This is a genomic window from Streptomyces sp. NPDC047014 (assembly GCF_040644195.1).
GTDB lineage: Bacteria > Actinomycetota > Actinomycetes > Streptomycetales > Streptomycetaceae > Streptomyces.
The window spans coordinates 198,883-221,641 of sequence record NZ_JBEYVX010000002.1 but is presented as its reverse complement, the minus strand read 5'-3'; the positions used below and the strand labels follow the sequence as shown (position 1 = coordinate 221,641).

The following is a 22,759-nucleotide window of genomic DNA, read 5'->3' as shown; positions in this document are numbered from 1 at the left end:
GAGGAGCCAGACCGGGTTAGCACGGTCGCGAACGATCCGTGACTTCCATGGTATACCCGAGAGGCTTCTCAGGCAAACCCACGCGCCACACCTTACGCCGAATGGTGGGCGCATATGCTCGGGGAGTGGAAAATTTGCCCTTGCCGCACTCCTCGCCCCGCACCGCAGCCTTCTTCGACCTGGACAAGACGGTCATTGCGAAGTCGAGCGCCTTGACGTTCAGCAAGTCCTTCTACCAAGGCGGTCTGATCAACCGGCGAGCCGTGTTGCGCACCGCGTACACGCAGTTCATCTTCCTGGCCGGCGGCGCCGACCACGATCAGATGGAACGGATGCGGGAGTACCTGTCCGCCCTGTGCAAGGGGTGGAACGTGCAGCAGGTCCGGGAGATCGTCGCGGAGACCCTGCACGACCTCATCGACCCGATCATCTACGACGAGGCCGCCTCCCTGATCGAGGCCCATCACACGGCGGGCCGCGACGTGGTGATCGTGTCCTCCTCGGGCGCCGAGGTGGTCGAACCGATCGGCGAGATGCTCGGCGCGGACCGCGTCGTCGCCACGCGCATGGTCGTGGGCGAGGACGGCTGCTTCACGGGCGAGATCGAGTACTACGCCTACGGGCCCACCAAGGCGGAAGCGGTGCGCGAGCTGGCCGAATCCGAGGGCTACGACCTGGCCCGCTGCTATGCCTACAGCGACTCCGTCACCGACGTCCCGATGCTGGAGGCCGTCGGGCACCCGCACGCCGTGAACCCCGACCGCGCGCTGCGCCGGGAGGCGGTGGCGCGCGAGTGGCCGGTCCTGGTCTTCAACCGTCCGGTGCGGCTCAAGCAGCGGCTGCCCGGGATGTCGATGCCGGCGCGCCCGGCGCTCGTCGCCGCGGCGGCGGTGGGCGCGGCGGCCGCCACGGCCGGACTGGTCTGGTACGCGAGCCGCCGCCGGGCACTGGCGGCGGCCTCCGCCTGATTGCCCGGACCTGGGGGCTTTCGGGGTGTCCGGTTCACCCGCTCTCCTCCCGAAAGTAAAAAGTGGAGCCAGGGGTTTCGCATAGGAGCAAAGCGGAGTACAAATAAAGCAACGGCCCGCGAGACCAAAGAACATCCGAGAGGATCATCTTTAAAACGCAGTAAGGCCCACGGACCGAAGCATGAACGCCGAGCACCCACGCGACGTCGACCCGTCGATTACGGGCCAGCCGCACCAGGTGACGGGCAAAGACCCCGACCTGATGGGCAACTTTTCGAGGACGCTTGGTACCTGGGCGTGAATGCCAGCGGCGACACCACAGCAAGACGGTGTCGCCGCAACCCATGTCCGGGGCGCTCAGGGCGCCGAAAGAGCCCCCGGCCGCGTCCCGCCGACAGGCGAATTCAGGCCGCGCCGCGCTGCAGGGCCTCGCAGACCGCCGTCGATTCGCGCACCCCCAGCTCGACCGAGCGCCCGCAGTGGGCGATCCAGGCCGACATGCCTTCCGCCGTACCGGAGAGGTAGCCCTCGAAGGCCGCGAGGTAGGCCGCGGTCCCCGCCTCCGCGTGGCCGACCTCCGCCGGGCAGATCGCCTTCGGGTCCAGGCCGCTGTTGATCAGGACGATGCGCTCGGCGGCCCGCGCGACCAGCCCGTTGTACGAGGCGAACGGGCGCAGGGCCAGCAGTTCGCCGTGCACCACCGCGGCCGTGACCAGGGCGGGGGCGGAGCCGCCCGCGATGATCAGCCGGGACAGCCCGTCGAGCCGGCCCGCGACCTCGTCCGCGCTCGGCAGCGGCGCCTCCACCAGCGGCTCGTCGACCGGCTCACCGGCCAGGCGCGGACGGCCGACGACATCGCCCGCAGCCGTCGAACCGACCGCCACCAGGTGCAAACGCGCGAGGACCCGCAGCGGCGACTGGCGCCAGATGCTGAGCAGCTGCCCGGCCTCCGCCGTGAGCCGCAGGGCCGCGCCGACCGCCAGCGCCTCCGGCTCGGACCCGAAGTCGGTCCGCCGCCGCACCTCCTCCAGCGCCCAGTCCGCACCGGACAGCGCCGCGCTGGCGCGGGCGCCGCGCAGGGCGGCCTCCGAGGTGATCTCACCGCTGCGGCGGCGCATCACCCGGTGCCCGTAGACCCGGTCCACGGCCTTGCGTACGGACTCCACGGACTCGGCGACACCCGGCAGTCCGGCCAGTGCGACCAGCGGGTCAGAAGCGCTACTCATAAGTAGGGAGCCTACGCACTGCGGACCCCCCGCTCCGACCCCTCCTTGGAGTGGTCTTCTTCACGCACCTTGACAACTCCACGCGATCGACCCACTACGCTTGGTGAACATGAAGATCGCTTTCGTAGGAAAGGGCGGCAGCGGCAAGACGACCCTGTCCTCCCTCTTCATCCGCCACCTCGCCGCCAATGAGGCCCCCGTCGTCGCGGTGGACGCCGACATCAACCAGCACCTGGGCGCGGCCCTCGGGCTCAGCGAGGACGAGGCCGCCGCACTGCCCGCGCTCGGCGCCCAGCTGCCCCTGATCAAGGAGTACCTGCGGGGTACCAACCCGCGCATCGCGTCCGCCGACTCGATGATCAAGACCACCCCGCCCGGCCGCGGCTCCCGTCTGCTGCGGGTCACCGAGGACAACCCGGTGTACGCGGCCTGCGCGCGCACGATCCTGCTGGACGGGGAGCCCGTACGCCTCATGGCCACCGGGCCGTTCACCGAGGCGGACCTGGGCGTGGCCTGCTACCACTCCAAGGTCGGCGCGGTCGAGCTGTGCCTCAACCACCTGGTCGACGGCCCGGAGGAGTACGTGGTCGTCGACATGACGGCGGGCTCGGACTCCTTCGCCTCCGGAATGTTCACCCGTTTCGACGTGACCTTCCTCGTGGCCGAGCCGACGCGCAAGGGCGTGTCCGTCTACCGCCAGTACAAGGAGTACGCACGGGACTTCGGGGTCGTGCTCAAGGTCGTCGGCAACAAGGTGCAGGGCCCGGAGGACATCGAGTTCCTGCAGGACGAGGTGGGCGAAGACCTGCTGGTCACCGTCGGGCACTCCGACTGGGTGCGGGCGATGGAGAAGGGCCGCCCGGCCTCCTTCGAGCTGCTGGAGGCGACCAACCGGTTCGCCCTCCAGACGCTCCAGGACGCCGCCGACGACTCGTACGCCCTCCGCGACTGGGAGCGCTACACCGAGCAGATGGTGAGCTTCCACCTCAGGAACGCGGAGAGCTGGGGGAACGCCAAGACCGGGACCGACCTGGCGGAGCAGGTCGATCCCGGTTTCGTCCTGCGCGAAGGGCTGGACGCGGCCGGACCCGAGGGGACCGGCGACGGCGAGGCGCCGGTCAGCCCTCTTCCGCAGCCCCCTCGGCCGGCCCCGCAGCCGGCTTGACGCCCGCGGGGGCGGCCGGCCGGGCCGGCGGCCCCGCGGTCAGGAACTTCGGCCAGCCCTCCTTCGGCGTCTCGCCGACGTCGAGGGTGCGCATCCACTCCAGGGCCTTCGGGTCCTGCGCGTCGAGCCAGTCCACGAGTTCCTTGAACGGGACGCAGCGCACCTCCGGCTTGGTGCACATGGTCTTGATGGAGTCCTCGACGGCGCGCATGTAGGTGCCGCCGTTCCAGGACTCGAAGTGGTTGCCGATGATCAGTGGCGCGCGGTTGCCCTGGTAGACCCGGTCGAACGCCTGGCGCAGGCCGTCACGCATCTGCTCGCCCCAGTAGGCGTGCTGCGAGGGGTCGCCCTGGGAGTTCGTCCCGGACTGGTTGACCATGTAGTTGTAGTCCATGCTCAGCGTGTCGAAGGCACGGCCGGGCATGGGCACCAGCTGGAGCGGGATGTCCCAGAGACCGTCCGTCTTCTTGGGCCAGATCTGCTTGCTGATGCCGCTGGAGTCGTAGCGGAAGCCCATGCCCTTCGCCGCCAGCATGAAGTTCTTCTGGCCTTCGAGGCAGGGGGTGCGGGCGCCGATGAGCTCCTTGTCGTAGTCGAAGGGGAGCGTCTGGACGTCCTTCAGGCCCGCGTTGGTCCGCCAGCTCTTGACGAAGGACTTGGCCTGGTTGATCTCGCTCTTCCACTCCTCCACCGACCAGGTCCCGACGCCGCCCTCGGGGCCGCAGAAGTGCCCGTTGAAGTGGGTGCCGATCTCGTTGCCCTCCAGCCAGGCCAGACGGACCTGGTCGGCGGTGTCCTTGATGCCCTTGAGGTCACCGAAACCGATGTCGGAACGGCCGGGTCCGTGCTGGGGGGCGGTGTAGAGGGAACGCTTCTCCTCCGGAAGCATGTAGACGCCGCTGAGGAAGTACGTCATGCGGGCGTTGTACTGCTTACCGACCTCCCGGAAGTGGGAGAAGAGCTTTTGGCTGTCCTCGCCGGCGCCGTCCCAGGAGAAGACCACGAACTGCGGCGGCTTCTCGCCCGCCTTGAGCTTCTGCGGCTTCTGCACGTTGGGCTGCGGGCCGGTGTACGTGGTCGAGCCGTCGCCGATGGGCCGGTTGACGCTGCCGGGCGCCTCCGGGACGGCCTTCTTGCCCGCGTTCGGGCCGCCGGCGGCCGGGGACTTGCCGGTCTCCGAGGAGCTGCAGCCGGCGACCCCCAGCACCAGCGCAGTGGCGACCAGGCCGCCGGCGATCTTCTTCGTGGCGGCGATCATCCGCCCCACCTCTCCCTCGCAGTTCCGTCGCGGTGCTTCCGCGCCGCAACGTCCCATGCGGTCCGTTGAGAGGCATGTATGACAAGCCGGACAAAATGCTTATTCACTCTCCAGTGCTAATTCATAGACCAACTGCCCGAATTGTTCCCCGCTCGGCTTTACTCTCCATTACCGTTCATTTACTGACCGTTGAGAATCCCGCCGCTGTGACCCTCACCAGAGGAGACGGGAACCCATGACGACGACCACGACGCCCCTCCGACCCATCGAGAAGATCCGCAAAGACCTCCCCGCGGACCTGTCCGCCTCCATCACCGTCTTCCTCATCGCCATCCCGCTCTCCCTCGGCATCGCCCTGGCCACCGGAGCCCCGCTCCAGGCCGGCCTGGTGGCCGCCGCGGTCGGCGGGATCGTCGCCGCACGGCTCGGCGGCGCGCCCCTCCAGGTGAGCGGGCCTGCCGCCGGACTCACCGTTGTCACCGCCGAGTTGATCCAGCGCTACGGCTGGCGCACCACCTGCGCCATCACCGTGCTCGCGGGCGTCTGCCAGCTCGGCCTGGCCGCGCTGCGCACCGCCAGGTCCGCGCTGATGGTCAGTCCGGCGATCGTGCACGGCATGCTCGCGGGCATCGGCGTGACGATCGCGCTGGCCCAGCTGCACATCGTGCTCGGCGGTATGCCGCAGAGCTCGGCCGTGGCCAATGTGCTGGGCCTGCCCGCGCAGTTGGCCGACCTGCACCCGGTGGCGCTGGGGATCAGCGTCCTGACCCTGGTGGTCCTGCTGGGCTGGCCACGGCTGCCGGGCAGGGCGGGGAAGGCCCTGCGCAAGGTGCCGGCCGCCCTCGCCTCCGTGGCCGTCGCCACCACCGTCGCCGCGCTGGCCGGGCTGAGTCTGCCCCGGGTGGACCTGCCGTCCTGGCGCAGCCACGCCCTGCCGGAGATGCCCGAGGGGCCGGTCCTCGGCCTCATCGCCGCCGTACTGACCATCACGCTCGTGGGCAGCGTGGAATCCCTGCTCTCGGCCGTCGCCACCGACAAGCTGATCGCCTCCGAGCGGAGCACCGGCAACCGGCCGCCCCGCGCCGACCTCGACCGGGAGCTGCGCGGCCAGGGGGCGGCGAACATCGTCTCCGGGGCGCTGGGCGGACTGCCCATCACCGGCGTCGCCGTCCGCAGCGTGGCGAATGTCAAATCCGGTGCGGCCAGCCGGAAGTCGTCCATGCTGCACGGCTTCTGGGTGCTGCTCGCGGCCTTCCTGCTGGTCCCGGTCCTCGACCTGATCCCGCTGGCCACGCTGGCCGCCCTGGTGATGGCGGTGGGCGTGCAGATGGTCAGCATCACCCATCTGCGCAATGTGACCCGGCACCGGGAGATCCTGGTCTACGGCACGACCATCGTGGCCGTGGTCTTCGGCGGGGTCCTGGAGGGCGTGGCCATCGGGATCGCCGTGGCCGTCGCGCTGGCCCTGCACCGGCTCGCCCGGACCAGGATCATCCTGGAGCGGCTGGATGGCGGTGTCCACCGGGTGCGGGCGCGGGGCCAGTTGACCTTCCTGGCGGTGCCGCGGCTGAGCCGGGTGCTGAACCAGATCCCGCACGACGTGCCCGCGGTGATCGAGCTCGACGGCTCGTTCATGGACCACGCGGCCTACGAGACGCTGCACGACTGGCAACAGTCGCACCTCGCGCACGGGGCATCCGTGGAGTTCCCGGGCCACTCGGGCCAGGCGGCCCGGTTCGCCGGCCCCGGGGTCGCGGAGCCGGCCGGCCCGGCCGACCGGGACGGCGGGGATCCGCCGAGGCGGCGCGGGGCGCACCAGTGCTGCCGGCCCTGGACGCCCTGGCAGAACCACTGCGACCACCGCTCCCCCGCCTCCCGTACGACCACCACCGCGGCCATGGCGGCGGCCGCGGCCACGGAGGCCGCGGCCGGTGACAAGGCCGGCGGGGAGCCGCCGCGGCGGCGCGGCGCGGGGCAACTGGCCAGCGGGATCACCGCCTTCCAGCGCGATACGGCCCCGCATGTGCGGGACGAGCTGGCCCGGCTGGCCCGCGAGGGGCAGCGGCCCTCCCAGCTCTTCCTCACCTGCGCGGACTCCCGCCTGGTGACCAGCATGATCACGGCGAGCGGCCCTGGCGACCTGTTCACCGTACGCAATGTGGGGAACCTGGTCCCGCTGCCCGGGGCGGAGTCCACGGACGATTCCGTCGCGGCGGCCATCGAGTACGCGGTGGACGTGCTGGAGGTCGACAGCATCACGGTCTGCGGCCACTCCGGATGCGGTGCGATGCAGGCCCTGCTCAGTTCCTCACCCGACACCCCGATGACCCCGCTGCGGCGCTGGCTGCGGCACGGGCTGCCCAGCCTGGAGCGGATGGGCAGCCGCCACCACGCCTGGGCCCGGATCGCGGGACGGCTCCCGGCGGACGCCGTGGAGCAGCTGTGCCTGACCAATGTGGTGCAGCAGCTGGAGCACCTGCGCGCGCACGAATCGGTGGCCCGGCGGCTCGCCGAGGGCACGCTGGAGCTGCACGGGATGTACTTCCACGTGGGTGAGGCGCAGGCGTATCTGCTCTCCGAGGGCGAGGACTTCTTCGACTGCCGGGTCTTCGACACCGTGGGGCAGCACGCCTGAACCGATACCCTCCCGTATCCGTGCCCTTGTTCGGCCCCTTCGCGCGCCCCCAGCGGCGGGAAGGGGCCGTTCGCACGCCGTTCTCGTACGGCCCCCGTCGTGATATAGGTCTAAACCAATTCTCGGCTACCCCTTGTCACCTGGGCCGCAGACTGATGAGCTATGCCCGGGGACACAACGGACACCCTGGGAAAGGGAGATGTCGTGAGCAATGAGAGCCTGGCCAATCTGCTCAAGGAGGAGCGGCGGTTCGCACCGCCCGCCGATCTGGCCGCCGCCGCCAATGTGACAGAGGCTGCGTACACACAGGCCGACGCGGACCGGCTGGGCTTCTGGGCCGAGCAGGCCCGGCGGCTGACCTGGGACACCGAGCCGACCGAGACGCTCGACTGGAGCAACCCGCCCTTCGCGAAGTGGTTCGCCGACGGCAAGCTGAACGTCGCCTACAACTGCGTGGACCGCCACGTCGAGGCCGGCAACGGCGACCGCGTCGCCCTCCACTTCGAGGGGGAGCCCGGCGACAGCCGAGCGATCACCTACGCCGAGCTCAAGGACGAGGTCTCCCGGGCGGCCAACGCCCTCACCGAGCTGGGCGTGCAGGCCGGTGACCGCGTCGCCGTCTACCTGCCGATGATCCCCGAGGCGGTCGTCGCGATGCTCGCGTGCGCCCGTATCGGCGCCGCCCATTCCGTGGTCTTCGGCGGCTTCTCCGCCGACGCCGTGGCCTCCCGCATCCAGGACGCCGACGCCAGGCTGGTCATCACCGCCGACGGCGGCTACCGCCGCGGCAAGCCCAGCGCCCTCAAGCCCGCCATCGACGAGGCCGTCGCCAAGTGCCCGCAGGTCGAGCACGTCCTCGTCGTACGCCGCACCGGCCAGGACACGGCGATCACCGAGGGCCGCGACGTGTGGTGGCACGAGGTGGTCGGCCGCCAGTCCGCCGAGCACACCCCGCAGGCGTTCGACGCCGAGCACCCGCTCTTCATCCTCTACACCTCGGGGACCACGGGGAAGCCCAAGGGCATCCTGCACACCTCCGGCGGCTACCTCACGCAGGCGGCGTACACCCACCACGCGGTCTTCGACCTCAAGCCGGAGTCCGACGTCTACTGGTGCACCGCCGACATCGGCTGGGTGACCGGGCACTCCTACATCGTCTACGGGCCGCTCGCGAACGGCGCCACCCAGGTGATGTACGAGGGCACCCCCGACACCCCGCACCAGGGGCGCTTCTGGGAGGTCGTGCAGAAGTACGGCGTCACCATCCTCTACACGGCGCCCACGGCCATCCGCACCTTCATGAAGTGGGGCGACGACATCCCCGCGAAGTTCGACCTGTCGAGCCTGCGCGTGCTGGGCTCGGTCGGCGAGCCGATCAACCCCGAGGCGTGGGTCTGGTACCGCAAGCACATCGGCGGCGACCGCTGCCCGATCGTGGACACCTGGTGGCAGACCGAGACCGGCGCGATGATGATCTCCCCGCTGCCCGGTGTCACCGAGACCAAGCCGGGCTCCGCCCAGCGCCCCCTGCCCGGCATCTCCGCCACCGTCGTCGACGACGAGGCGCGCGAGGTCCCGAACGGCGGTGGCGGCTACCTGGTCCTCACCGAGCCGTGGCCGTCGATGCTGCGCACCATCTGGGGCGACGACCAGCGCTTCATCGACACCTACTGGTCCCGCTTCGAGGGCAAGTACTTCGCGGGCGACGGTGCCAAGAAGGACGACGACGGCGACATCTGGCTGCTCGGCCGGGTGGACGACGTGATGCTCGTGTCCGGCCACAACATCTCCACCACCGAGGTGGAGTCGGCGCTCGTCTCGCACCCCGCGGTCGCCGAGGCGGCCGTGGTCGGCGCCAACGACGAGACCACCGGCCAGGCCATCGTGGCCTTCGTCATCCTGCGCGGCACCGCCTCCGAGACCGATGACCTGGTGGCGGAGCTGCGCAACCACGTCGGCAGCACCCTCGGCCCGATCGCCAAGCCCAAGCGGATCCTGCCGGTGCAGGAGCTGCCGAAGACCCGTTCGGGCAAGATCATGCGCCGCCTGCTGCGCGACGTCGCGGAGAACCGCACGGTCGGGGACGTCACCACGCTCGCCGACTCCTCGGTCATGGACCTCATCCAGAGCAAGCTCCCGGCCGCCGGCAGCGAGGACTGAGACCGCGGCACGCGGAGGACACGGTGAAGGGGCACCCGGCGCGACGCGCCGGGTGCCCCTTTCGCACTTAAAGTGATGATCACCGGATACGCCCTCGCGCGTGCCCTGTAAAATCTTGAAAGCGTAAAATCGCACACAGGCACGCACGGATACATACAGGCACAAACAGGGTGCGCCGGGAAGTCTGGTCGGCAAGAGGTTCCGCCATGCCGTCCAACCGCCCCCGGAGGTGTCTTCTCGTGGCCGCGCCCCGCCCCACCGACCACACACGCCGCAAGCTGCTCGGCCGCCTCTCGCTCCCCGAGAACCGCTTCATCGCCGACGCCCTGCGCACCGAGACGGTCGGCGGCGTCCTGCTCCTCGTGGCCGCGATCGCCGCCCTCGTCTGGGCGAACATCCCCGCCCTCGCGGAGAGCTACGACACCGTCAGCGACCTCCACATCGGCCCCTCGGCCCTCGGACTGGACCTCTCCCTCCAGCACTGGGCGGCCGACGGACTCCTGGCGGTCTTCTTCTTCGTCGCCGGCATCGAGCTCAAACGCGAACTCGTCGCGGGCGATCTGCGCGACCCGAAGGCGGCCGCCCTCCCGGTGATCGCCGCCCTCTGCGGCATGGCCGTACCGGCACTCGTGTACGCGCTGGTCAACACCCTCGGCGGCGGCTCCCTGGACGGCTGGGCCGTCCCGACGGCCACCGACATCGCCTTCGCGCTGGCCGTCCTCGCCGTGATCGGCACCTCCCTGCCCTCGGCCCTGCGCGCCTTCCTGCTCACCCTCGCCGTCGTCGACGACCTCTTCGCCATCCTGATCATCGCCGTCTTCTTCACCAGCGAGATCAACTTCCCGGCGCTCGGCGGCGCACTCGTGGGGCTGGTCCTCTTCTGGTTCCTGCTGCGCCGCGAGGTCCGCGGCTGGTACATCTACGTGCCGCTCGCCCTGGTGATCTGGGGCCTGATGTACAACAGCGGGGTCCACGCCACCATCGCCGGTGTCGCCATGGGCCTGATGCTGCGCTGCACCCGCCGCGAGGGCGAGCACGTCTCCCCCGGCGAGCACATCGAGCACCTGGTCCGGCCTGTCTCGGCCGGCCTCGCCGTGCCCCTCTTCGCCCTGTTCTCCGCCGGGGTCTCGCTCTCCGACGAGGCCATCGCCCAGGTCTTCACCCGCCCCGAGACCCTGGGTGTGGTCCTCGGCCTGGTCGTCGGCAAGGCGGTGGGCATCTTCGGCGGCACCTGGCTGGCCGCCCGCTTCACCCGGGCCGAGCTGAACGAGGACCTCGCCTGGCCGGACGTACTGGCCGTGGCCTCCCTCGCCGGTATCGGCTTCACCGTCTCCCTCCTCATCGGTGAACTCGCCTTCGCGGGCGACGAGGTCCTCACCGACGAGATCAAGGCCGCCGTCCTCCTCGGCTCCGTGATCGCCGCCCTGATCGCCTGCGTCCTGCTCAAGCTCCGCGACCGCAGGTACCGGGCGCTCAGCGAGGCCGAGGAGCGCGACGACGACCTCGACGGCATCCCGGACATCTACGAGGAGGGCAATCCGGAGTTCCACCTGCGGATGGCCCGGATCTACGAGGACCGGGCCGCCGAGCACCGCCGCAAGGCCGCCGCCGCGCTCCAAACGGCAGCCGGGTCCACCACCGAGGCCGACCGTCCGGCATGATCTGACTGACGACGCAGGGACCGACGCACGAGAGCCGCCAGGTGGCGGACGACAGAGGGAGAGAGCGATGAGCGCAGTGGACCAAGAGGCGCAGGGAGCCGAGCGCTCACTCGGCCAGCTGGTCGCCTCGGCCACCGCCGAGATGTCCGCCCTGGTGCACGACGAGATCGCCCTGGCCAAGGCGGAACTGCGCCAGGACGTCAAGCGCGTGGGCAGCGGCAGCGCCTCCCTCGTCGCCGCGGGCGTCTTCGCCGTTTTCTCCCTGCCGGTGCTGACCTTCGCCGCGGCCTACGGGATCCACAACCTGGGGCTCGGGCTCGCCTGGTCCTTCCTGATCGTGGGCAGCGCGTTCCTGCTGATCGCGGGCGTGCTCGTGCTGATCGCCGTACGGAAGTTCAAGAAGGTCAAGCCGCCGGAGAAGTCCATCGCCTCGGTCAAGCAGACCGCCGCGCTGGTCGGCACCGTCAAGCCGCACCCGCGGCCCGTGAGTGACAAGGTCGTGGGTGTGGCACGCTCGTCCTCATGACAGCGCCCACGCCGGACCCCAGCATTCCGCCCACCGCCGCCACGGCGGTGCGGCTCGATCTCCCCGGCGGGCGGTCGGTGACGCACCGGGACGTGGCCGCCAACGGCGCGCGCTTCCACGTCGCGGAGCTCGGTGACGGGCCGCTGGTGCTGCTCCTGCACGGCTTCCCCCAGTTCTGGTGGACCTGGCGGCACCAGCTGACGGCGCTGGCCGACGCCGGCTACCGGGCCGTCGCGATGGACCTGCGCGGGGTGGGCGGCAGCGACCGCACCCCGCGCGGCTACGACCCGGCCAACCTGGCCCTCGACATCACCGGGGTCGTACGATCCCTCGGCGAGCCGGACGCCGCCCTCGTCGGGCACGACCTCGGCGGCTACCTCGCCTGGACGGCGGCCGTGATGCGGCCGAAGCTGGTGCGCCGGCTCGTGGTCTCCTCGATGCCGCACCCGCGGCGCTGGCGCTCGGCGATGCTGTCGGACTTCGGCCAGACCCGGGCCAGTTCGCACATCTGGGGATTCCAGCGGCCCTTCGTGCCCGAGCGGCAGCTGGTCGCGGACGGCGGCGCCCTGGTGGGCGACCTGATCCGGGACTGGTCGGGCCCGCGGCCGCCCGAGGAGGAGGACCTGGCCGTCTACCGGCGGGCCATGTGCATCCCGTCCACCGCGCACTGCTCGGTCGAGCCGTACCGCTGGATGATGCGGTCGATGGCCCGTCCGGACGGGCTGCAGTTCAACCGGCGGATGAAGCGGCCGGTCCGCGTGCCGACCCTGCACCTGCACGGCTCGCTCGACCCCGTGATGCGTACGCGGAGCGCCGCCGGGTCCGGCGAGTACGTCGAAGCCCCGTACCGCTGGCGGCTGTTCGACGGGCTGGGGCACTTCCCGCACGAGGAGGACCCGGTGGCCTTCTCGACCGAGCTGGTCAACTGGCTGAAGGACCCCGAGCCGGACCGCTGAGGCGGTGGCCGCCCGAGCGGGAAGGGCTGGCCGCGTCCGCGCCCCGTAGCAACGGCAGTTCGGGTGTCCGATCGTCTTACGAACATTCAATTGCCCGGCGCATAGGCCAATTGGCCGCCCCGGACGGGGTTACCGACCTTGGGCCCCGGGCACAGCTCCGGGTATGAGCTGGACGCACGACTACGGTGACACCGCACACGAAACCGGCTCGGCCACCGCGCCGGGCACGCACGCGAGGGCCGGCCGGCACGGCCACGACCCCCGCCTCGGGATCTCCCTCATCCTGCGCCGCCGGGCCCGCTGGGTCTCCGCACGTCTGCGGCATCCGCGGACATAGGGACCCGGCGGGCCGGTCCCGTCTTCCTCGGACCGGCCCCGCCTCGTCGCGGTGCCGGTCCGCCTTCGTCAGAGAGCGCAGCCCTGGCTGTGGACCCGCCGGTCGGCTGTCGTGCCGATCCGGATGTCCTCGCGGATCTCGTCCACGGTCAGGGCGTAACCGGTGTTCGGATCGTCGAGGGACTTCGCGAAGACCACCCCGTAGACCTTGCCGTCGGGCGTCAGGAGCGGCCCGCCGGAGTTGCCCTGGCGTACCGTCGCGAAGAGCGAGTAGACGTCCCGCCGGACCGTACCGCGGTGGTAGATGTCCGGTCCGTTGGCGTTGATCCGGCCGCGGACGCGGGCCGGGCGGACGTCATAGGCGCCGTTCTCCGGGAAGCCGGCCACGATCGCGTCGCTGCCGCTCGTCGCGTCCCGCTCGGTGAACTCCAGCGGCGGCGCCTTGAGCTTGGGCACGTCCAGTACGGCGATGTCGCGCTCCCAGTCGTAGAGCACGACCTTGCCGTCGTACAGCTTGCCCTCGCCGCCGATCTGCACGGTCGGCTCCCCGACCCCGCCGACGACATGCGCGTTGGTCATGACCTTGCCGGGCGCGAAGACGAAGCCCGTGCCCTCCAGGACCTTGCTGCAACTGGGGGCGGTGCCCACGACCTTCACGATCGACGCCTTGGCCCGGTCGGCGACGGGGCTGGTGGCGAGCGCCGGATCGGGCTCCCGGACCTCGGTGATGGGCTCGTTGGAGAACGGGCTGAACACCTGCGGGAAGCCGTTGCGCTCCAGGGTGGAGGAGAACTCCGAGAACCAGCCCTCCGCCCGGTCGGGCAGCACCCGGGACACGCCGAGCAGCACCTGGGAGTTGCGGACCTCCTTGGCCACCGAGGGCAGCGAGGTCTGCGCGAGCAGCAGCCCGATCATCCAGGCCACGAGCAGCATCGCGACGACGTTGACCAGGGCGCCGCCGGTGGCGTCGAGCGCGCGCGCCGGCGACCAGGTGATCTGGCGCCGGAGTCTGCTCCCGAGGTGGGTGGTCAGGGCCTGGCCGATCGAGGCGCAGACGATGATCGCGACCACGGTGATGACCACGACCGTGGTGGACACCTTGGTGCCGTCGTCGGTCACCCGGTCCCAGACCAGCGGGAGCAGGGACACCGCGACGAGACCACCGCCGAGGAAGCCGATCACCGACAGGACGCCGACGACGAACCCCTGGCGGTAGCCGACGATCGCGAACCACACGGCCGCGAGCAACAACAGGAGGTCCAGCACGTTCACGTGGGCCACCGTCTCATGCGTGCCAGTCGAGCGGGACCTCGCGTGAGCGGTCCCACGGCCGTTCCCATCCGGCGTAGTGCAGGATCCGGTCGATGACCCCGGCCGTGAAGCCCCAGACCAGCGCGGACTCGACGGTGAAGCCGGGGCCGAGGTGGCCGCGCGGGTGGATCGTCGTCACGCGGTGGGCGGGATCCGCGAGATCGGCCACCGGCACCGTGAAGACGCGGGCCGTCTCCGCCGGGTCCACGGCACCGACCGGGGTCGGGGTGTGCCACCAGCCCAGCACCGGGGTGACGACGAACTCGCTGACCGGGATGTAGAGCCGCGGCAGCACCCCGAAGAGCTGGACGCCGGAAGGGTCGAGCCCGGTCTCCTCCTCGGCCTCGCGCAGCGCGGCGCGCAGCGGGCCGAAGGTCTGCGGGTCCCCGTCCTCCGGGTCCAGCGCACCGCCGGGGAAGGAGGGCTGGCCCGCATGGGACCGCAGGGTGCCCGCCCGCTCCATCAGCAGCAGCTCGGGGCCGCGCGGGCCCTCCCCGAAGAGGATCAGCACGGCGGACTGCCGCCCCCGGCCGTCCTCGGGCGGCAGGAAGCGGCTCAGCTGCCGGGGCTCGATGGTCCGGGCGGCCCTGACGACGGGATCGAGCCAGTCCGGCAGCCCGGCGCTGGACACGACCGGCCCGCCGCCCTCGCGGACCCCCGTGGTGGTCCCGGTCTCGTCCCGTGTACCGCGCGTCATAGGCACCCCTGTCCGTGCTCTCCCGTACCGCGAACGCGGCACGGGTACCGATTCGTTCCTACGGCTGCCGCGCGGCCTCGTCCGGGGCTGCGCCGCCCAGCGGCGGCGCGGGCAGGCCCGGGTAGTCCGGGGGCGGGCTCAGGCGCTGGCCCGGCTGGCCGCCCTTCTCGTACTTGAGCAGCTTGCGGGCCTTCTCCGGATCCGTCTCGCCCTCCCCGTACGCCGGGCAGAGCGGGGCGATGGGGCAGGCCCCGCAGGCCGGCTTGCGGGCGTGGCAGATACGGCGCCCGTGGAAGACGACCCGGTGGGAGAGCATCGTCCACTCGCTCTTCGGGAAGATCTCGCAGATCTCCGCCTCGACCTTCTCCGGGTCCTCCTGCTCGGTCCACTTCCAGCGGCGCACCAGCCGGCCGAAGTGGGTGTCCACCGTGATCCCGGGGACCCCGAAAGCGTTGCCGAGGACCACGTTGGCGGTCTTGCGGCCCACTCCCGGCAGCGAGACCAGGTCCTCGATCCGGCCCGGCACCTCCCCGTCGAAGCGGTCGCGCAGGGCCTGGGAGAGGCCGAGGAGGGACTTGGACTTGGCCCGGAAGAACCCGGTCGGGCGGATCAGCTCCTCCAGATGCTCCGGCGCGGCCTCCGCCATGTCCTCGGGAGTGGGGTAGGCGGCGAAGAGGGCCGGGGTGGTCTGGTTCACCCGCAGGTCGGTGGTCTGGGCGGACAGCACGGTCGCGACCAGCAGCTCGAAGGGATCGCGGAAGTCGAGCTCCGGATGGGCGTATGGGTAGATCTCGGCCAGCTCGCGGTTGATGCGGCGCGCCCGGCGCACCATGGCCAGCCGGGATTCCGGCTTCGGCGCCTTCGGTTTCTTGGCCGAAACTTTGCCCTGGGCGGCCGGGGCGGCCTTCCCGGGCGCCTTCGCGCGCGCTTGTTCGCCCACGGCTGAATCCTGGCTCTTCGTCACTCCTACGGACCCCTTGGCCTGTGCTCTCACCGGCTTGTCGGACACCCGGCCAGCCTAAGGCCGGGCGCCGACACCCGTCCGGACCTCAGGTAACACCACCCCGATTGGGCTCCCGCCGCACAGCACGCCCGCGCGTCCGGCATCCTTGTGATTGATCGCACTGTTTGAGCCGTCCGGCAGAATGGGGAACACGGTCCCCTGAGCTGGTCGACATAGGAGAGAGACTCGTGGACGACGTTCTGCGGCGCGCCCCGCTCTTCGCGGCGCTCGATGACGAGCAGGCCGCGGAGCTCCGCGCCTCCATGGGCGAGGTGACCCTCGCGCGCGGTGACGCCCTGTTCCACGAGGGCGACCCCGGTGACCGGCTGTACGTGGTGACCGAGGGCAAGGTGAAGCTGCACCGCACCTCCCCCGACGGCCGCGAGAACATGCTGGCCGTCCTCGGCCCCGGCGAGCTGATCGGTGAGCTCTCGCTCTTCGACCCGGGCCCGCGCACCGCCACCGCCACCGCGCTGACCGAGGTCAAGCTGCTCGGCCTCGGCCACGGCGACCTCCAGCCCTGGCTGAACGCCCGGCCCGAGGTCGCGACCGCGCTGCTGCGCGCCGTCGCCCGCCGCCTGCGCAAGACCAACGACCAGATGTCCGACCTGGTCTTCTCCGACGTCCCCGGCCGCGTGGCCCGCGCCCTCCTCGACCTGTCGCGCCGCTTCGGCGTGCAGTCGGAGGAAGGCATCCACGTGGTGCACGACCTCACGCAGGAGGAGCTGGCGCAGCTCGTCGGCGCCTCCCGCGAGACCGTGAACAAGGCCCTGGCCGACTTCGCGGGCCGCGGCTGGCTCCGCCTGGAGGCCCGCGCGGTGATCCTGCTGGACGTGGAGCGCCTCGCGAAGCGCTCCCGCTGACGCCCTCCCGCCGACGCACCTGCCGAAGGGTCCCGCCGCCTCGCGCGGCGGGACCCTTCGCGCGTCAGTCGGAGCCGCCGGGGATCAGCCCGTGGTCCCGCAGGTATTCCAGCTGCGCCCGCACCGACCACTGCGCCGCCGGCCACAGCGAGCGGTCCACGTCCGCGTACACGTGGGCGACGACCGCCTCCGGCGTCGTGAAGCCGTCCTCGACGGCCGTCTCCACCTGCGCCAGCCGGTGCGCCCGGTGGGCCAGGTAGTACTCGACGGCGCCCTGCGCGTCCTCCAGCACCGGCCCGTGCCCCGGCAGGACGGTGTGCACCCCGTCGTCCACCGTCAGCGACCGCAGCCGCCGCAGGGAGTCCAGGTAATCCCCGAGCCGGCCGTCCGGATGCGCGACCACGGTCGTCCCGCGCCCCAGGATGGTGTCCCCGGTCAGCACGGACCGGTCGGCGGGCAGGTGGAAGCAGAGCGAGTCGCTGGTGTGCCCCGGGGTCGGGACCACGCGCAGCTCCAGACCGCCGGTGCGGATCACGTCCCCGGCGGACAGCCCCTCGTCTCCGAGCCGCAGGGCCGGATCCAGCGCGCGGACCTTCGTACCGGTCAGCTCGGCGAAGCGGCCCGCGCCCTCGGCGTGGTCGGGGTGGCCGTGCGTGAGCAGGGTGAGGGCGATCCGTCGGCCCGCCTCCTCGGCGGTGGCGATCACCGCCCTGAGGTGTACCTCGTCCAGCGGGCCGGGATCGACCACGACGGCCAGGTCCGAGCCGGGCTCCGACAGCAGCCAGGTGTTGGTCCCGTCCAGGGTCATCGCGGAGGGGTTGGGCGCGAGGACGTTCACCGCGCGGGCGGTGGCCGGCCCGGAGACCACGGCTCCGCGGGGCTGTCCGGGCAGCGCGGCGGCGTCGGTCATGCGGCACCTCCGGGGCTGACGCGCTTGGTGAACTCGTCGTGGCCCGGCCAGCTGAGCACCACCTCGCCGTCCTCCAGCACCGCCCGCGCCAGCACCGGGGCGAGATCCCGGCCCCCGGCGGCGGCCAGCGCCCGCGCGGCGCTCCCGTACGCCTCCAGGGACCGCAGGGTGGAGATGGTCGGCGGCATCATCAGCAGCTCGCCCTTGTCGTAGCCCGCGGCTGCCTCCGTCGGGCGGATCCACACGGTCCGGTCGGCCTCGGTGGAGGCGTTGCGGGTGCGCTGCCCCTCGGGCAGGGCGGCGACGAAGAACCAGGTGTCGTAGCGGCGCGGCTCGAACTCGGGGGTGATCCAGCGCGCCCACGCCCCGAGGAGGTCGGAGCGCAGCAGCAGGCCGCGGCGGTCGAGGAAGCCGGCGAAGGACAGCTCGCGGGCGACGAGGGCGCGCCGGTCGGCCTCCCAGTCCTCCCCGGTGGTGTCGCCGACGACGGTGTCCGGGGTGCGCCCGGCGAGCAGGACGCCCGCCTCCTCGAAGGTCTCCCGTACGGCGCCGCAGACGATGGCCTGCGCGGTGCGGGCGTCGGTCCCGAGCCGGGCCGCCCAGTCCGCCTGCGCGGGCCCCGCCCAGCCGACCGAGTGCTCCTCGTCGCGCGGGTCGACCCCGCCGCCGGGATAGGCGTACGCGCCCCCGGCGAAGGCCATGGACGCCCTGCGGCGCAGCATGTGGACCACGGGCCCGGCGGAGGTGTCGCGCAGGAGCATCACGGTGGCGGCGAGACGCGGCGCCACCGGGGTGAGCGAGCCGTCCGCGAGCGCGCGGATGCGGTCCGGCCACTCGGGCGGGTACCACTGGCCTCCGGCGGGGGGCTGTTGCTGACCATGCTGACCATTCGGCATGGCCGGATGCTACGACCATCCGGCCCGATGTTCGAGGGTCACCTGCCCGGCGGCCGCCCGCACGGCGGGGCCGGGCCGCCGGGAAAGGGCCGTACGCGGGTCCGTACGGCCCTTGCGGAGGGTCAGGCTCCGGCGACGAGCTCGACCTGGATCTCGACCTCGACGGGCGCGTCCAGCGGCAGCACGGCCACACCGACGGCGCTGCGGGCGTGGACGCCCTTCTCACCGAGGACGGCGCCCAGCAGCTCGCTGGCGCCGTTCAGGACGCCCGGCTGGCCCGTGAAGTCGGGGGCCGAGGCGACGAAGCCGACGACCTTCACGACACGCGCGATCTTGTCCAGGTCACCGACGAGGGACTTCACCGCGGCCAGGGCGTTCAGCGCGCAGGTCGCGGCCAGTTCCTTGGCCTGCTCCGGCGAGACCTCGGCACCGACCTTGCCGGTGACCGGGAGGCTGCCCTTGACCATCGGGAGCTGGCCCGCGGTGTAGACGTACGCGCCCGACCGCACGGCCGGCTGGTAGGTGGCCAGCGGCGGGACGACCTCGGGCAGGGTCAGGCCGAGCTCGGCCAGCTTCGCGTCGACGACGCCGCTCATGCCTTCTCCCGCTTGAGGTAGGCCACGAGCTGCTCGGGGTTGTTCGGGCCGGGTACGACCTGGACGAGCTCCCAGCCGTCCTCGCCCCAGGTGTCCAGGATCTGCTTGGTGGCGTGGACCAGCAGGGGGACGGTCGCGTATTCGAACTTCTTGGTCATGGGAGCGAGGGTAGTGCCTGCGGTGCGGGGCTCACGCCCGTGCCCGGGGCGGGGCGGACGCGCCCGCCCGGGCGGGCCGGCGTAACGGACCTCACGGCGCGAACCGGCCCGCCTCGGCCACCCGGCCCCACCGGACCGGGCGCGGAGGAATTAGGCTCGGGCGATGTGAGCAGGCTCCAGGTGGTCAGCGGCAAGGGCGGCACCGGCAAGACCACGGTCGCCGCGGCACTCGCGCTCGCCCTCGCGCGCGAGGGCGGACGGACTCTACTGGTGGAGGTCGAGGGCAGGCAGGGGCTCGCGCAGCTCTTCGGCGCGGAGGCGCTCCCGTACGAGGAACGCAAGATCGCGGTGGCGCCGGGCGGCGGCGAGGTCTTCGCCCTCGCCATCGACGCGGAACGCGCGCTCCTGGACTACCTCCAGATGTTCTACAAGCTCGGATCGGCCGGCCGCGCCCTCAAGAAGCTCGGCGCCATCGACTTCGCGACGACGATCGCCCCCGGGCTGCGCGACGTCCTGCTGACCGGCAAGGCGTGCGAGGCGGTGCGGCGCAAGGACCGCTCCGGCCGGTACGTCTACGACCACGTGATCATGGACGCGCCGCCGACCGGGCGGATCACCCGCTTCCTGAACGTCAACGACGAGGTGGCGGGCCTGGCCCGGTTCGGGCCGATCCACCACCAGGCCCAGGCCGTCATGAAGGTGCTCAAGTCCCCCGAGACGGCGGTGCATCTGGTCACGCTGCTGGAGGAGATGCCCGTGCAGGAGACCGCGGACGGCATCGCGGAGCTGCGGGAGGCCGGACTGCCCGTCGGCCGGGTCGTCGTGAACATGGTCCGCCCGCACCACCTGGACGAGGACACCCTGCGCGCCACGGCCGCCGAGCACCGCGCCGAGGTGGCGCGGGCGCTGTCCCGGGCCGGCCTCGGCGGCGCCCGGCGCGGCGGGCTGGCCGAGCGGCTGGTGGACCCGCTGCTGGAGCAGGCCGCCGAGCACGCGGGCCGGGTGGAGCTGGAGCGGGCCCAGCGCGCCGTACTGGCGGAGCTGGAGCTGCCCGCGTACGAACTCCCGCTGCTGGGCGCGGGGATGGATCTGGCCGGGTTGTACGCGCTGGCCAAGGAACTGCGCAAGCAGTCGGTGGCCGCATGAGCGAGGGGGTGGACACCGTGGGGCTGGACACACCGCCGCGGCTGGCGGTCGACCGGCTGCTGGACGACCGGCAGACGAGGATCATCGTGTGCTGCGGGGCGGGCGGCGTCGGCAAGACCACCACGGCCGCGGCACTCGGCGTACGGGCGGCGGCGCGCGGGCGGAAGGCGGTCGTGCTGACCATCGACCCGGCGCGGCGGCTCGCGCAGTCGATGGGCATCGACTCGCTGGACAACACCCCGCGCAGGGTGGAGTCCGCCGGGGAGGACGGCGGCGAACTGCACGCCATGATGCTGGACATGAAGCGGACCTTCGACGAGATCGTCGAGGCGCACGCGGACGCCGAGCGGGCGCGGGCCATCCTCGCGAACCCCTTCTACCAGTCCCTGTCGGCCGGCTTCGCGGGCACGCAGGAGTACATGGCGATGGAGAAGCTGGGGCAGCTGCGGGCCCGGGACGACTGGGACCTGATCATCGTCGACACCCCGCCGAGCCGGTCCGCGCTGGACTTCTTGGACGCGCCGAAGCGTCTCGGGTCCTTCCTGGACGGGAAGTTCATCCGGGTGCTGATGGCTCCGGCGAAGGTCGGCGGGCGGGCGGGGATGAAGTTCCTCAATGTCGGCATGTCGATGATGACCGGCACGCTCAGCAAGCTGATGGGCGCCTCGCTGCTCAAGGACGTGCAGACCTTCGTGGCCGCGATGGACACGATGTTCGGCGGCTTCCGGACCCGCGCGGACGCGACGTTCCGGCTGCTGCAGGCCCCCGGAACGGCCTTCCTGGTGGTCGCGGCCCCGGAACCGGACGCCCTGCGCGAGGCGGCGTACTTCGTGGAGCGGCTGGCCGCGGAGAAGATGCCGCTGGCCGGTCTGGTGCTGAACCGGGTGCACGGGAGCGGGGCCGACCGGCTGTCCGCGGAACGGGCGCTGGCCGCCGCAGAGAATCTTGAAGAAGGCGGCATTGTCGATCAGGAGTCCGGGAAAGCTGGACTTCGTGACGCGGCCGCCGAACCCCCCGGCGCCGAGGACCGAGCCGAACGCAACGCCGAGAGCGAGGCCGGACGCAGAACCGCCCGGAAGGCCGAAGGCACCGCGGCGAGCACGACATCGAGCGGGACTCCCAGCGAGAGCGCACGGGGCACGGCGGGTGAGGCCGAATCGGGCTCCGACGTCGACGGCGACACCGCGGTCGTCGACCGGATCACGGCAGGGCTGCTGCGCCTGCACGCCGAGAGGATGCAGGTGATCGCGCGCGAACGGCGCACGCGTGACCGTTTCACCTCGCTGCATCCCGAGGTGGCGGTGGCCGAAGTGACCGCCCTGCCCGGCGATGTGCACGACCTCGCCGGGCTTCGGGCCGTCGGAGAACGACTCGCGGCCGGGGTACCGGCCGGAGCGTAGGCGTTCGTACGTCGAGGTGGCCGGGCGTCTAGCCGGCCGCCGCGTACGTCTCGTACGGAACGTCGATCTCCGCGTCTGCATCCATGGTGAGGATGCCCGTGCTGCGCTCGTACTCCGTGCGGGCGGTTTCGAGCAGCCGTCGCCACGAGGTGACGGTGGGACGCCGGCGCAGCAGTGCGCGTCGTTCCCGCTCGGTCATTCCGCCCCACACGCCGAATTCGACGCGATTGTCGAGCGCATCGGCCAGGCATTCGGTCCGCACCGGACATCCGGTGCACACCGCCTTGGCCCTGTTCTGTGCCGCTCCTTGTACGAACAGTTCATCCGGATCGGTAGTGCGGCAGGCTGCCTGCGCACTCCAGTCGGTAACCCAGCCCATCCCGGCGCCGTCCTCTCCCGAATCGAGGCTCCCCCACGGCGGTAGCGGCATATTCACCGCTGCCAGTTGAGGACGTTACGGAAGGCGAGCACGGCGCAACACCCCCGACGGGCCCAATCTTGAATGGTCCGAACGGACTATGGGTAAGCGGCAGATCACCCGACGGAGTGATCGAACGACATGCGTGATCATTCCGACGATTCGGGTTCAATCGGCGGATCGGCGTCATCCGAGCGGCGATATTCGGACATCAGTTCACCCCATTCGGGAAGGGTGAAAATCAAGCCGAGGGGTTGATGTCGCTTCGGACTGCTGTGACAGTTGAGAACAGCTTAGGCCAAGGCATTCGCGTCTGTCCGGCGAATGGGAACGTAGGCAGCGTAAGCGTTTCGCAGGCGCGTCCGCTGTCGCGCCGTCAGATCGGGTGCCGGCGCGCTCCGCACCCCGGCGCGCCGACCGGGCCGCCGATGCCACGCGTTTGCGCCAGCCGCGGGCCCGCCCGCCTGCCC

At 71.5% G+C, this 22,759-nt stretch carries 21 protein-coding genes; 11 read left to right on the top strand and 10 right to left on the bottom strand.

What is annotated here, in order from left to right; translation table 11 throughout:
- Positions 1 to 101 precede the first annotated feature (101 nt).
- Positions 102 to 968 (top strand): HAD-IB family hydrolase, encoded by an 867-nt coding sequence (locus tag ABZ873_RS02255; RefSeq protein ID WP_360863995.1) that lies wholly within the window; start codon positions 102 to 104, stop codon positions 966 to 968.
- Positions 969 to 1,372: 404 nt separating this feature from the next.
- Here the strand turns inward: ABZ873_RS02255 and ABZ873_RS02250 are convergent, their stop codons facing one another.
- Positions 1,373 to 2,194: an oxidoreductase gene (locus ABZ873_RS02250; protein ID WP_360863993.1), complete on the bottom strand. Its 822-nt coding sequence runs from the start codon at positions 2,192 to 2,194 to the stop codon at positions 1,373 to 1,375.
- Between the two features lie 109 nt (positions 2,195 to 2,303).
- Here ABZ873_RS02250 and ABZ873_RS02245 point away from each other — a divergent pair, with 109 nt between their 5' ends.
- On the top strand, positions 2,304 to 3,359 hold the full coding sequence (locus tag ABZ873_RS02245; protein ID WP_360863991.1) for an ATP-binding protein: 1,056 nt from the start codon (positions 2,304 to 2,306) through the stop codon (positions 3,357 to 3,359).
- Here ABZ873_RS02245 and ABZ873_RS02240 read toward each other — a convergent pair.
- A complete protein-coding gene (locus ABZ873_RS02240; protein WP_360863989.1) occupies positions 3,313 to 4,617 on the bottom strand; it encodes a hypothetical protein in 1,305 nt (434 codons plus the stop codon). The genes ABZ873_RS02245 and ABZ873_RS02240 overlap by 47 nt on opposite strands.
- Positions 4,618 to 4,852: 235 nt before the next feature.
- Between ABZ873_RS02240 and ABZ873_RS02235 the strand changes: the two genes are divergently transcribed.
- From ABZ873_RS02235 to ABZ873_RS02210, 6 genes are all read left to right on the top strand, one after another.
- Positions 4,853 to 7,252, top strand: coding sequence for a bifunctional SulP family inorganic anion transporter/carbonic anhydrase (locus tag ABZ873_RS02235; protein ID WP_360863987.1), 2,400 nt, complete (start codon positions 4,853 to 4,855; stop codon positions 7,250 to 7,252).
- A gap of 162 nt (positions 7,253 to 7,414) precedes the next feature.
- Positions 7,415 to 9,412, top strand: a complete 1,998-nt coding sequence (acs, locus tag ABZ873_RS02230) for an acetate--CoA ligase (protein ID WP_360863985.1) — start codon at positions 7,415 to 7,417, stop codon at positions 9,410 to 9,412.
- Positions 9,413 to 9,651: 239 nt separating this feature from the next.
- Positions 9,652 to 11,073: a Na+/H+ antiporter NhaA gene (gene nhaA, locus ABZ873_RS02225; protein ID WP_360863983.1), complete on the top strand. Its 1,422-nt coding sequence runs from the start codon at positions 9,652 to 9,654 to the stop codon at positions 11,071 to 11,073.
- Positions 11,074 to 11,140: 67 nt separating this feature from the next.
- Positions 11,141 to 11,599: a phage holin family protein gene (locus tag ABZ873_RS02220; protein ID WP_360863981.1), complete on the top strand. Its 459-nt coding sequence runs from the start codon at positions 11,141 to 11,143 to the stop codon at positions 11,597 to 11,599.
- On the top strand, positions 11,596 to 12,555 hold the full coding sequence (locus ABZ873_RS02215; protein ID WP_360863979.1) for an alpha/beta hydrolase: 960 nt from the start codon (positions 11,596 to 11,598) through the stop codon (positions 12,553 to 12,555). The genes ABZ873_RS02220 and ABZ873_RS02215 overlap by 4 nt, the downstream gene beginning before the upstream one ends.
- Before the next feature lie 163 nt (positions 12,556 to 12,718).
- Entirely contained in the window at positions 12,719 to 12,892 is a 174-nt protein-coding gene (locus ABZ873_RS02210) for a hypothetical protein (RefSeq protein ID WP_360863977.1), read from the top strand.
- A 68-nt stretch (positions 12,893 to 12,960) separates the two neighbouring features.
- Here the strand turns inward: ABZ873_RS02210 and ABZ873_RS02205 are convergent, their stop codons facing one another.
- The 3 genes from ABZ873_RS02205 to nth are packed head-to-tail and all read right to left on the bottom strand — an operon-like array spanning position 12,961 to position 15,839.
- Positions 12,961 to 14,163, bottom strand: a complete 1,203-nt coding sequence (locus ABZ873_RS02205; RefSeq protein ID WP_360863975.1) for a MarP family serine protease — start codon at positions 14,161 to 14,163, stop codon at positions 12,961 to 12,963.
- Between the two features lie 13 nt (positions 14,164 to 14,176).
- Positions 14,177 to 14,899, bottom strand: a complete 723-nt coding sequence (locus tag ABZ873_RS02200; RefSeq protein WP_360863973.1) for a CoA pyrophosphatase — start codon at positions 14,897 to 14,899, stop codon at positions 14,177 to 14,179.
- Positions 14,900 to 14,957: 58 nt separating this feature from the next.
- Positions 14,958 to 15,839, bottom strand: a complete 882-nt coding sequence (gene nth / locus ABZ873_RS02195; RefSeq protein ID WP_360863971.1) for an endonuclease III — start codon at positions 15,837 to 15,839, stop codon at positions 14,958 to 14,960.
- Positions 15,840 to 16,090: 251 nt separating this feature from the next.
- On the opposite strand from nth, the gene ABZ873_RS02190 reads away from it, so the two are divergent.
- Positions 16,091 to 16,765, top strand: a complete 675-nt coding sequence (locus ABZ873_RS02190) for a Crp/Fnr family transcriptional regulator (RefSeq protein WP_003981529.1) — start codon at positions 16,091 to 16,093, stop codon at positions 16,763 to 16,765.
- Between the two features lie 64 nt (positions 16,766 to 16,829).
- Here ABZ873_RS02190 and ABZ873_RS02185 read toward each other — a convergent pair whose 3' ends face one another.
- The 4 genes from ABZ873_RS02185 to ABZ873_RS02170 form a co-directional block, all read right to left on the bottom strand.
- Positions 16,830 to 17,675 carry an MBL fold metallo-hydrolase gene (locus ABZ873_RS02185; protein ID WP_360863969.1) on the bottom strand — a complete coding sequence of 282 codons (846 nt, stop codon included), beginning with the start codon at positions 17,673 to 17,675 and terminating at the stop codon, positions 16,830 to 16,832.
- Positions 17,672 to 18,571 carry an NUDIX hydrolase gene (locus ABZ873_RS02180; RefSeq protein WP_360863967.1) on the bottom strand — a complete coding sequence of 300 codons (900 nt, stop codon included), beginning with the start codon at positions 18,569 to 18,571 and terminating at the stop codon, positions 17,672 to 17,674. The genes ABZ873_RS02185 and ABZ873_RS02180 overlap by 4 nt, the downstream gene beginning before the upstream one ends.
- Positions 18,572 to 18,693: 122 nt before the next feature.
- A complete protein-coding gene (locus ABZ873_RS02175) occupies positions 18,694 to 19,167 on the bottom strand; it encodes a RidA family protein (protein ID WP_360863965.1) in 474 nt (157 codons plus the stop codon).
- The gene (locus ABZ873_RS02170) at positions 19,164 to 19,325 is read right to left on the bottom strand and encodes a DUF4177 domain-containing protein (RefSeq protein WP_007264966.1); all 162 of its coding nucleotides are present in this window, start codon (positions 19,323 to 19,325) and stop codon (positions 19,164 to 19,166) included. Before ABZ873_RS02170 ends, ABZ873_RS02175 begins: the two co-directional genes overlap by 4 nt.
- Positions 19,326 to 19,490: 165 nt before the next feature.
- Between ABZ873_RS02170 and ABZ873_RS02165 the strand changes: the two genes are divergently transcribed.
- Positions 19,491 to 20,471, top strand: coding sequence for an ArsA-related P-loop ATPase (locus tag ABZ873_RS02165; protein ID WP_360863963.1), 981 nt, complete (start codon positions 19,491 to 19,493; stop codon positions 20,469 to 20,471).
- On the top strand, positions 20,468 to 21,871 hold the full coding sequence (locus ABZ873_RS02160) for an ArsA-related P-loop ATPase (protein ID WP_360863961.1): 1,404 nt from the start codon (positions 20,468 to 20,470) through the stop codon (positions 21,869 to 21,871). Before ABZ873_RS02165 ends, ABZ873_RS02160 begins: the two co-directional genes overlap by 4 nt.
- A gap of 28 nt (positions 21,872 to 21,899) precedes the next feature.
- On the opposite strand, the gene ABZ873_RS02155 is transcribed toward ABZ873_RS02160, so the two are convergent.
- Positions 21,900 to 22,250, bottom strand: coding sequence for a WhiB family transcriptional regulator (locus tag ABZ873_RS02155; RefSeq protein ID WP_030648100.1), 351 nt, complete (start codon positions 22,248 to 22,250; stop codon positions 21,900 to 21,902).
- Positions 22,251 to 22,759: the final 509 nt, after the last annotated feature.

Coding starts and splice junctions, on each gene's coding strand:
- ABZ873_RS02245 (WP_360863991.1), top strand. CDS start 2,304: ATGAAGATCGCTTTCGTAGGAAAGGGCGGCAGCGGCAAGACGACCCTG.
- ABZ873_RS02220 (WP_360863981.1), top strand. CDS start 11,141: ATGAGCGCAGTGGACCAAGAGGCGCAGGGAGCCGAGCGCTCACTCGGC.
- ABZ873_RS02210 (WP_360863977.1), top strand. CDS start 12,719: ATGAGCTGGACGCACGACTACGGTGACACCGCACACGAAACCGGCTCG.
- ABZ873_RS02215 (WP_360863979.1), top strand. CDS start 11,596: ATGACAGCGCCCACGCCGGACCCCAGCATTCCGCCCACCGCCGCCACG.
- ABZ873_RS02160 (WP_360863961.1), top strand. CDS start 20,468: ATGAGCGAGGGGGTGGACACCGTGGGGCTGGACACACCGCCGCGGCTG.
- ABZ873_RS02250 (WP_360863993.1), bottom strand. CDS start 2,194: ATGAGTAGCGCTTCTGACCCGCTGGTCGCACTGGCCGGACTGCCGGGT.
- acs (WP_360863985.1), top strand. CDS start 7,415: ATGCCCGGGGACACAACGGACACCCTGGGAAAGGGAGATGTCGTGAGC.
- ABZ873_RS02240 (WP_360863989.1), bottom strand. CDS start 4,617: ATGATCGCCGCCACGAAGAAGATCGCCGGCGGCCTGGTCGCCACTGCG.
- ABZ873_RS02235 (WP_360863987.1), top strand. CDS start 4,853: ATGACGACGACCACGACGCCCCTCCGACCCATCGAGAAGATCCGCAAA.
- ABZ873_RS02175 (WP_360863965.1), bottom strand. CDS start 19,167: ATGAGCGGCGTCGTCGACGCGAAGCTGGCCGAGCTCGGCCTGACCCTG.
- ABZ873_RS02180 (WP_360863967.1), bottom strand. CDS start 18,571: ATGCCGAATGGTCAGCATGGTCAGCAACAGCCCCCCGCCGGAGGCCAG.
- ABZ873_RS02200 (WP_360863973.1), bottom strand. CDS start 14,899: ATGACGCGCGGTACACGGGACGAGACCGGGACCACCACGGGGGTCCGC.
- ABZ873_RS02185 (WP_360863969.1), bottom strand. CDS start 17,675: ATGACCGACGCCGCCGCGCTGCCCGGACAGCCCCGCGGAGCCGTGGTC.
- ABZ873_RS02155 (WP_030648100.1), bottom strand. CDS start 22,250: ATGGGCTGGGTTACCGACTGGAGTGCGCAGGCAGCCTGCCGCACTACC.
- ABZ873_RS02170 (WP_007264966.1), bottom strand. CDS start 19,325: ATGACCAAGAAGTTCGAATACGCGACCGTCCCCCTGCTGGTCCACGCC.
- ABZ873_RS02255 (WP_360863995.1), top strand. CDS start 102: ATGGTGGGCGCATATGCTCGGGGAGTGGAAAATTTGCCCTTGCCGCAC.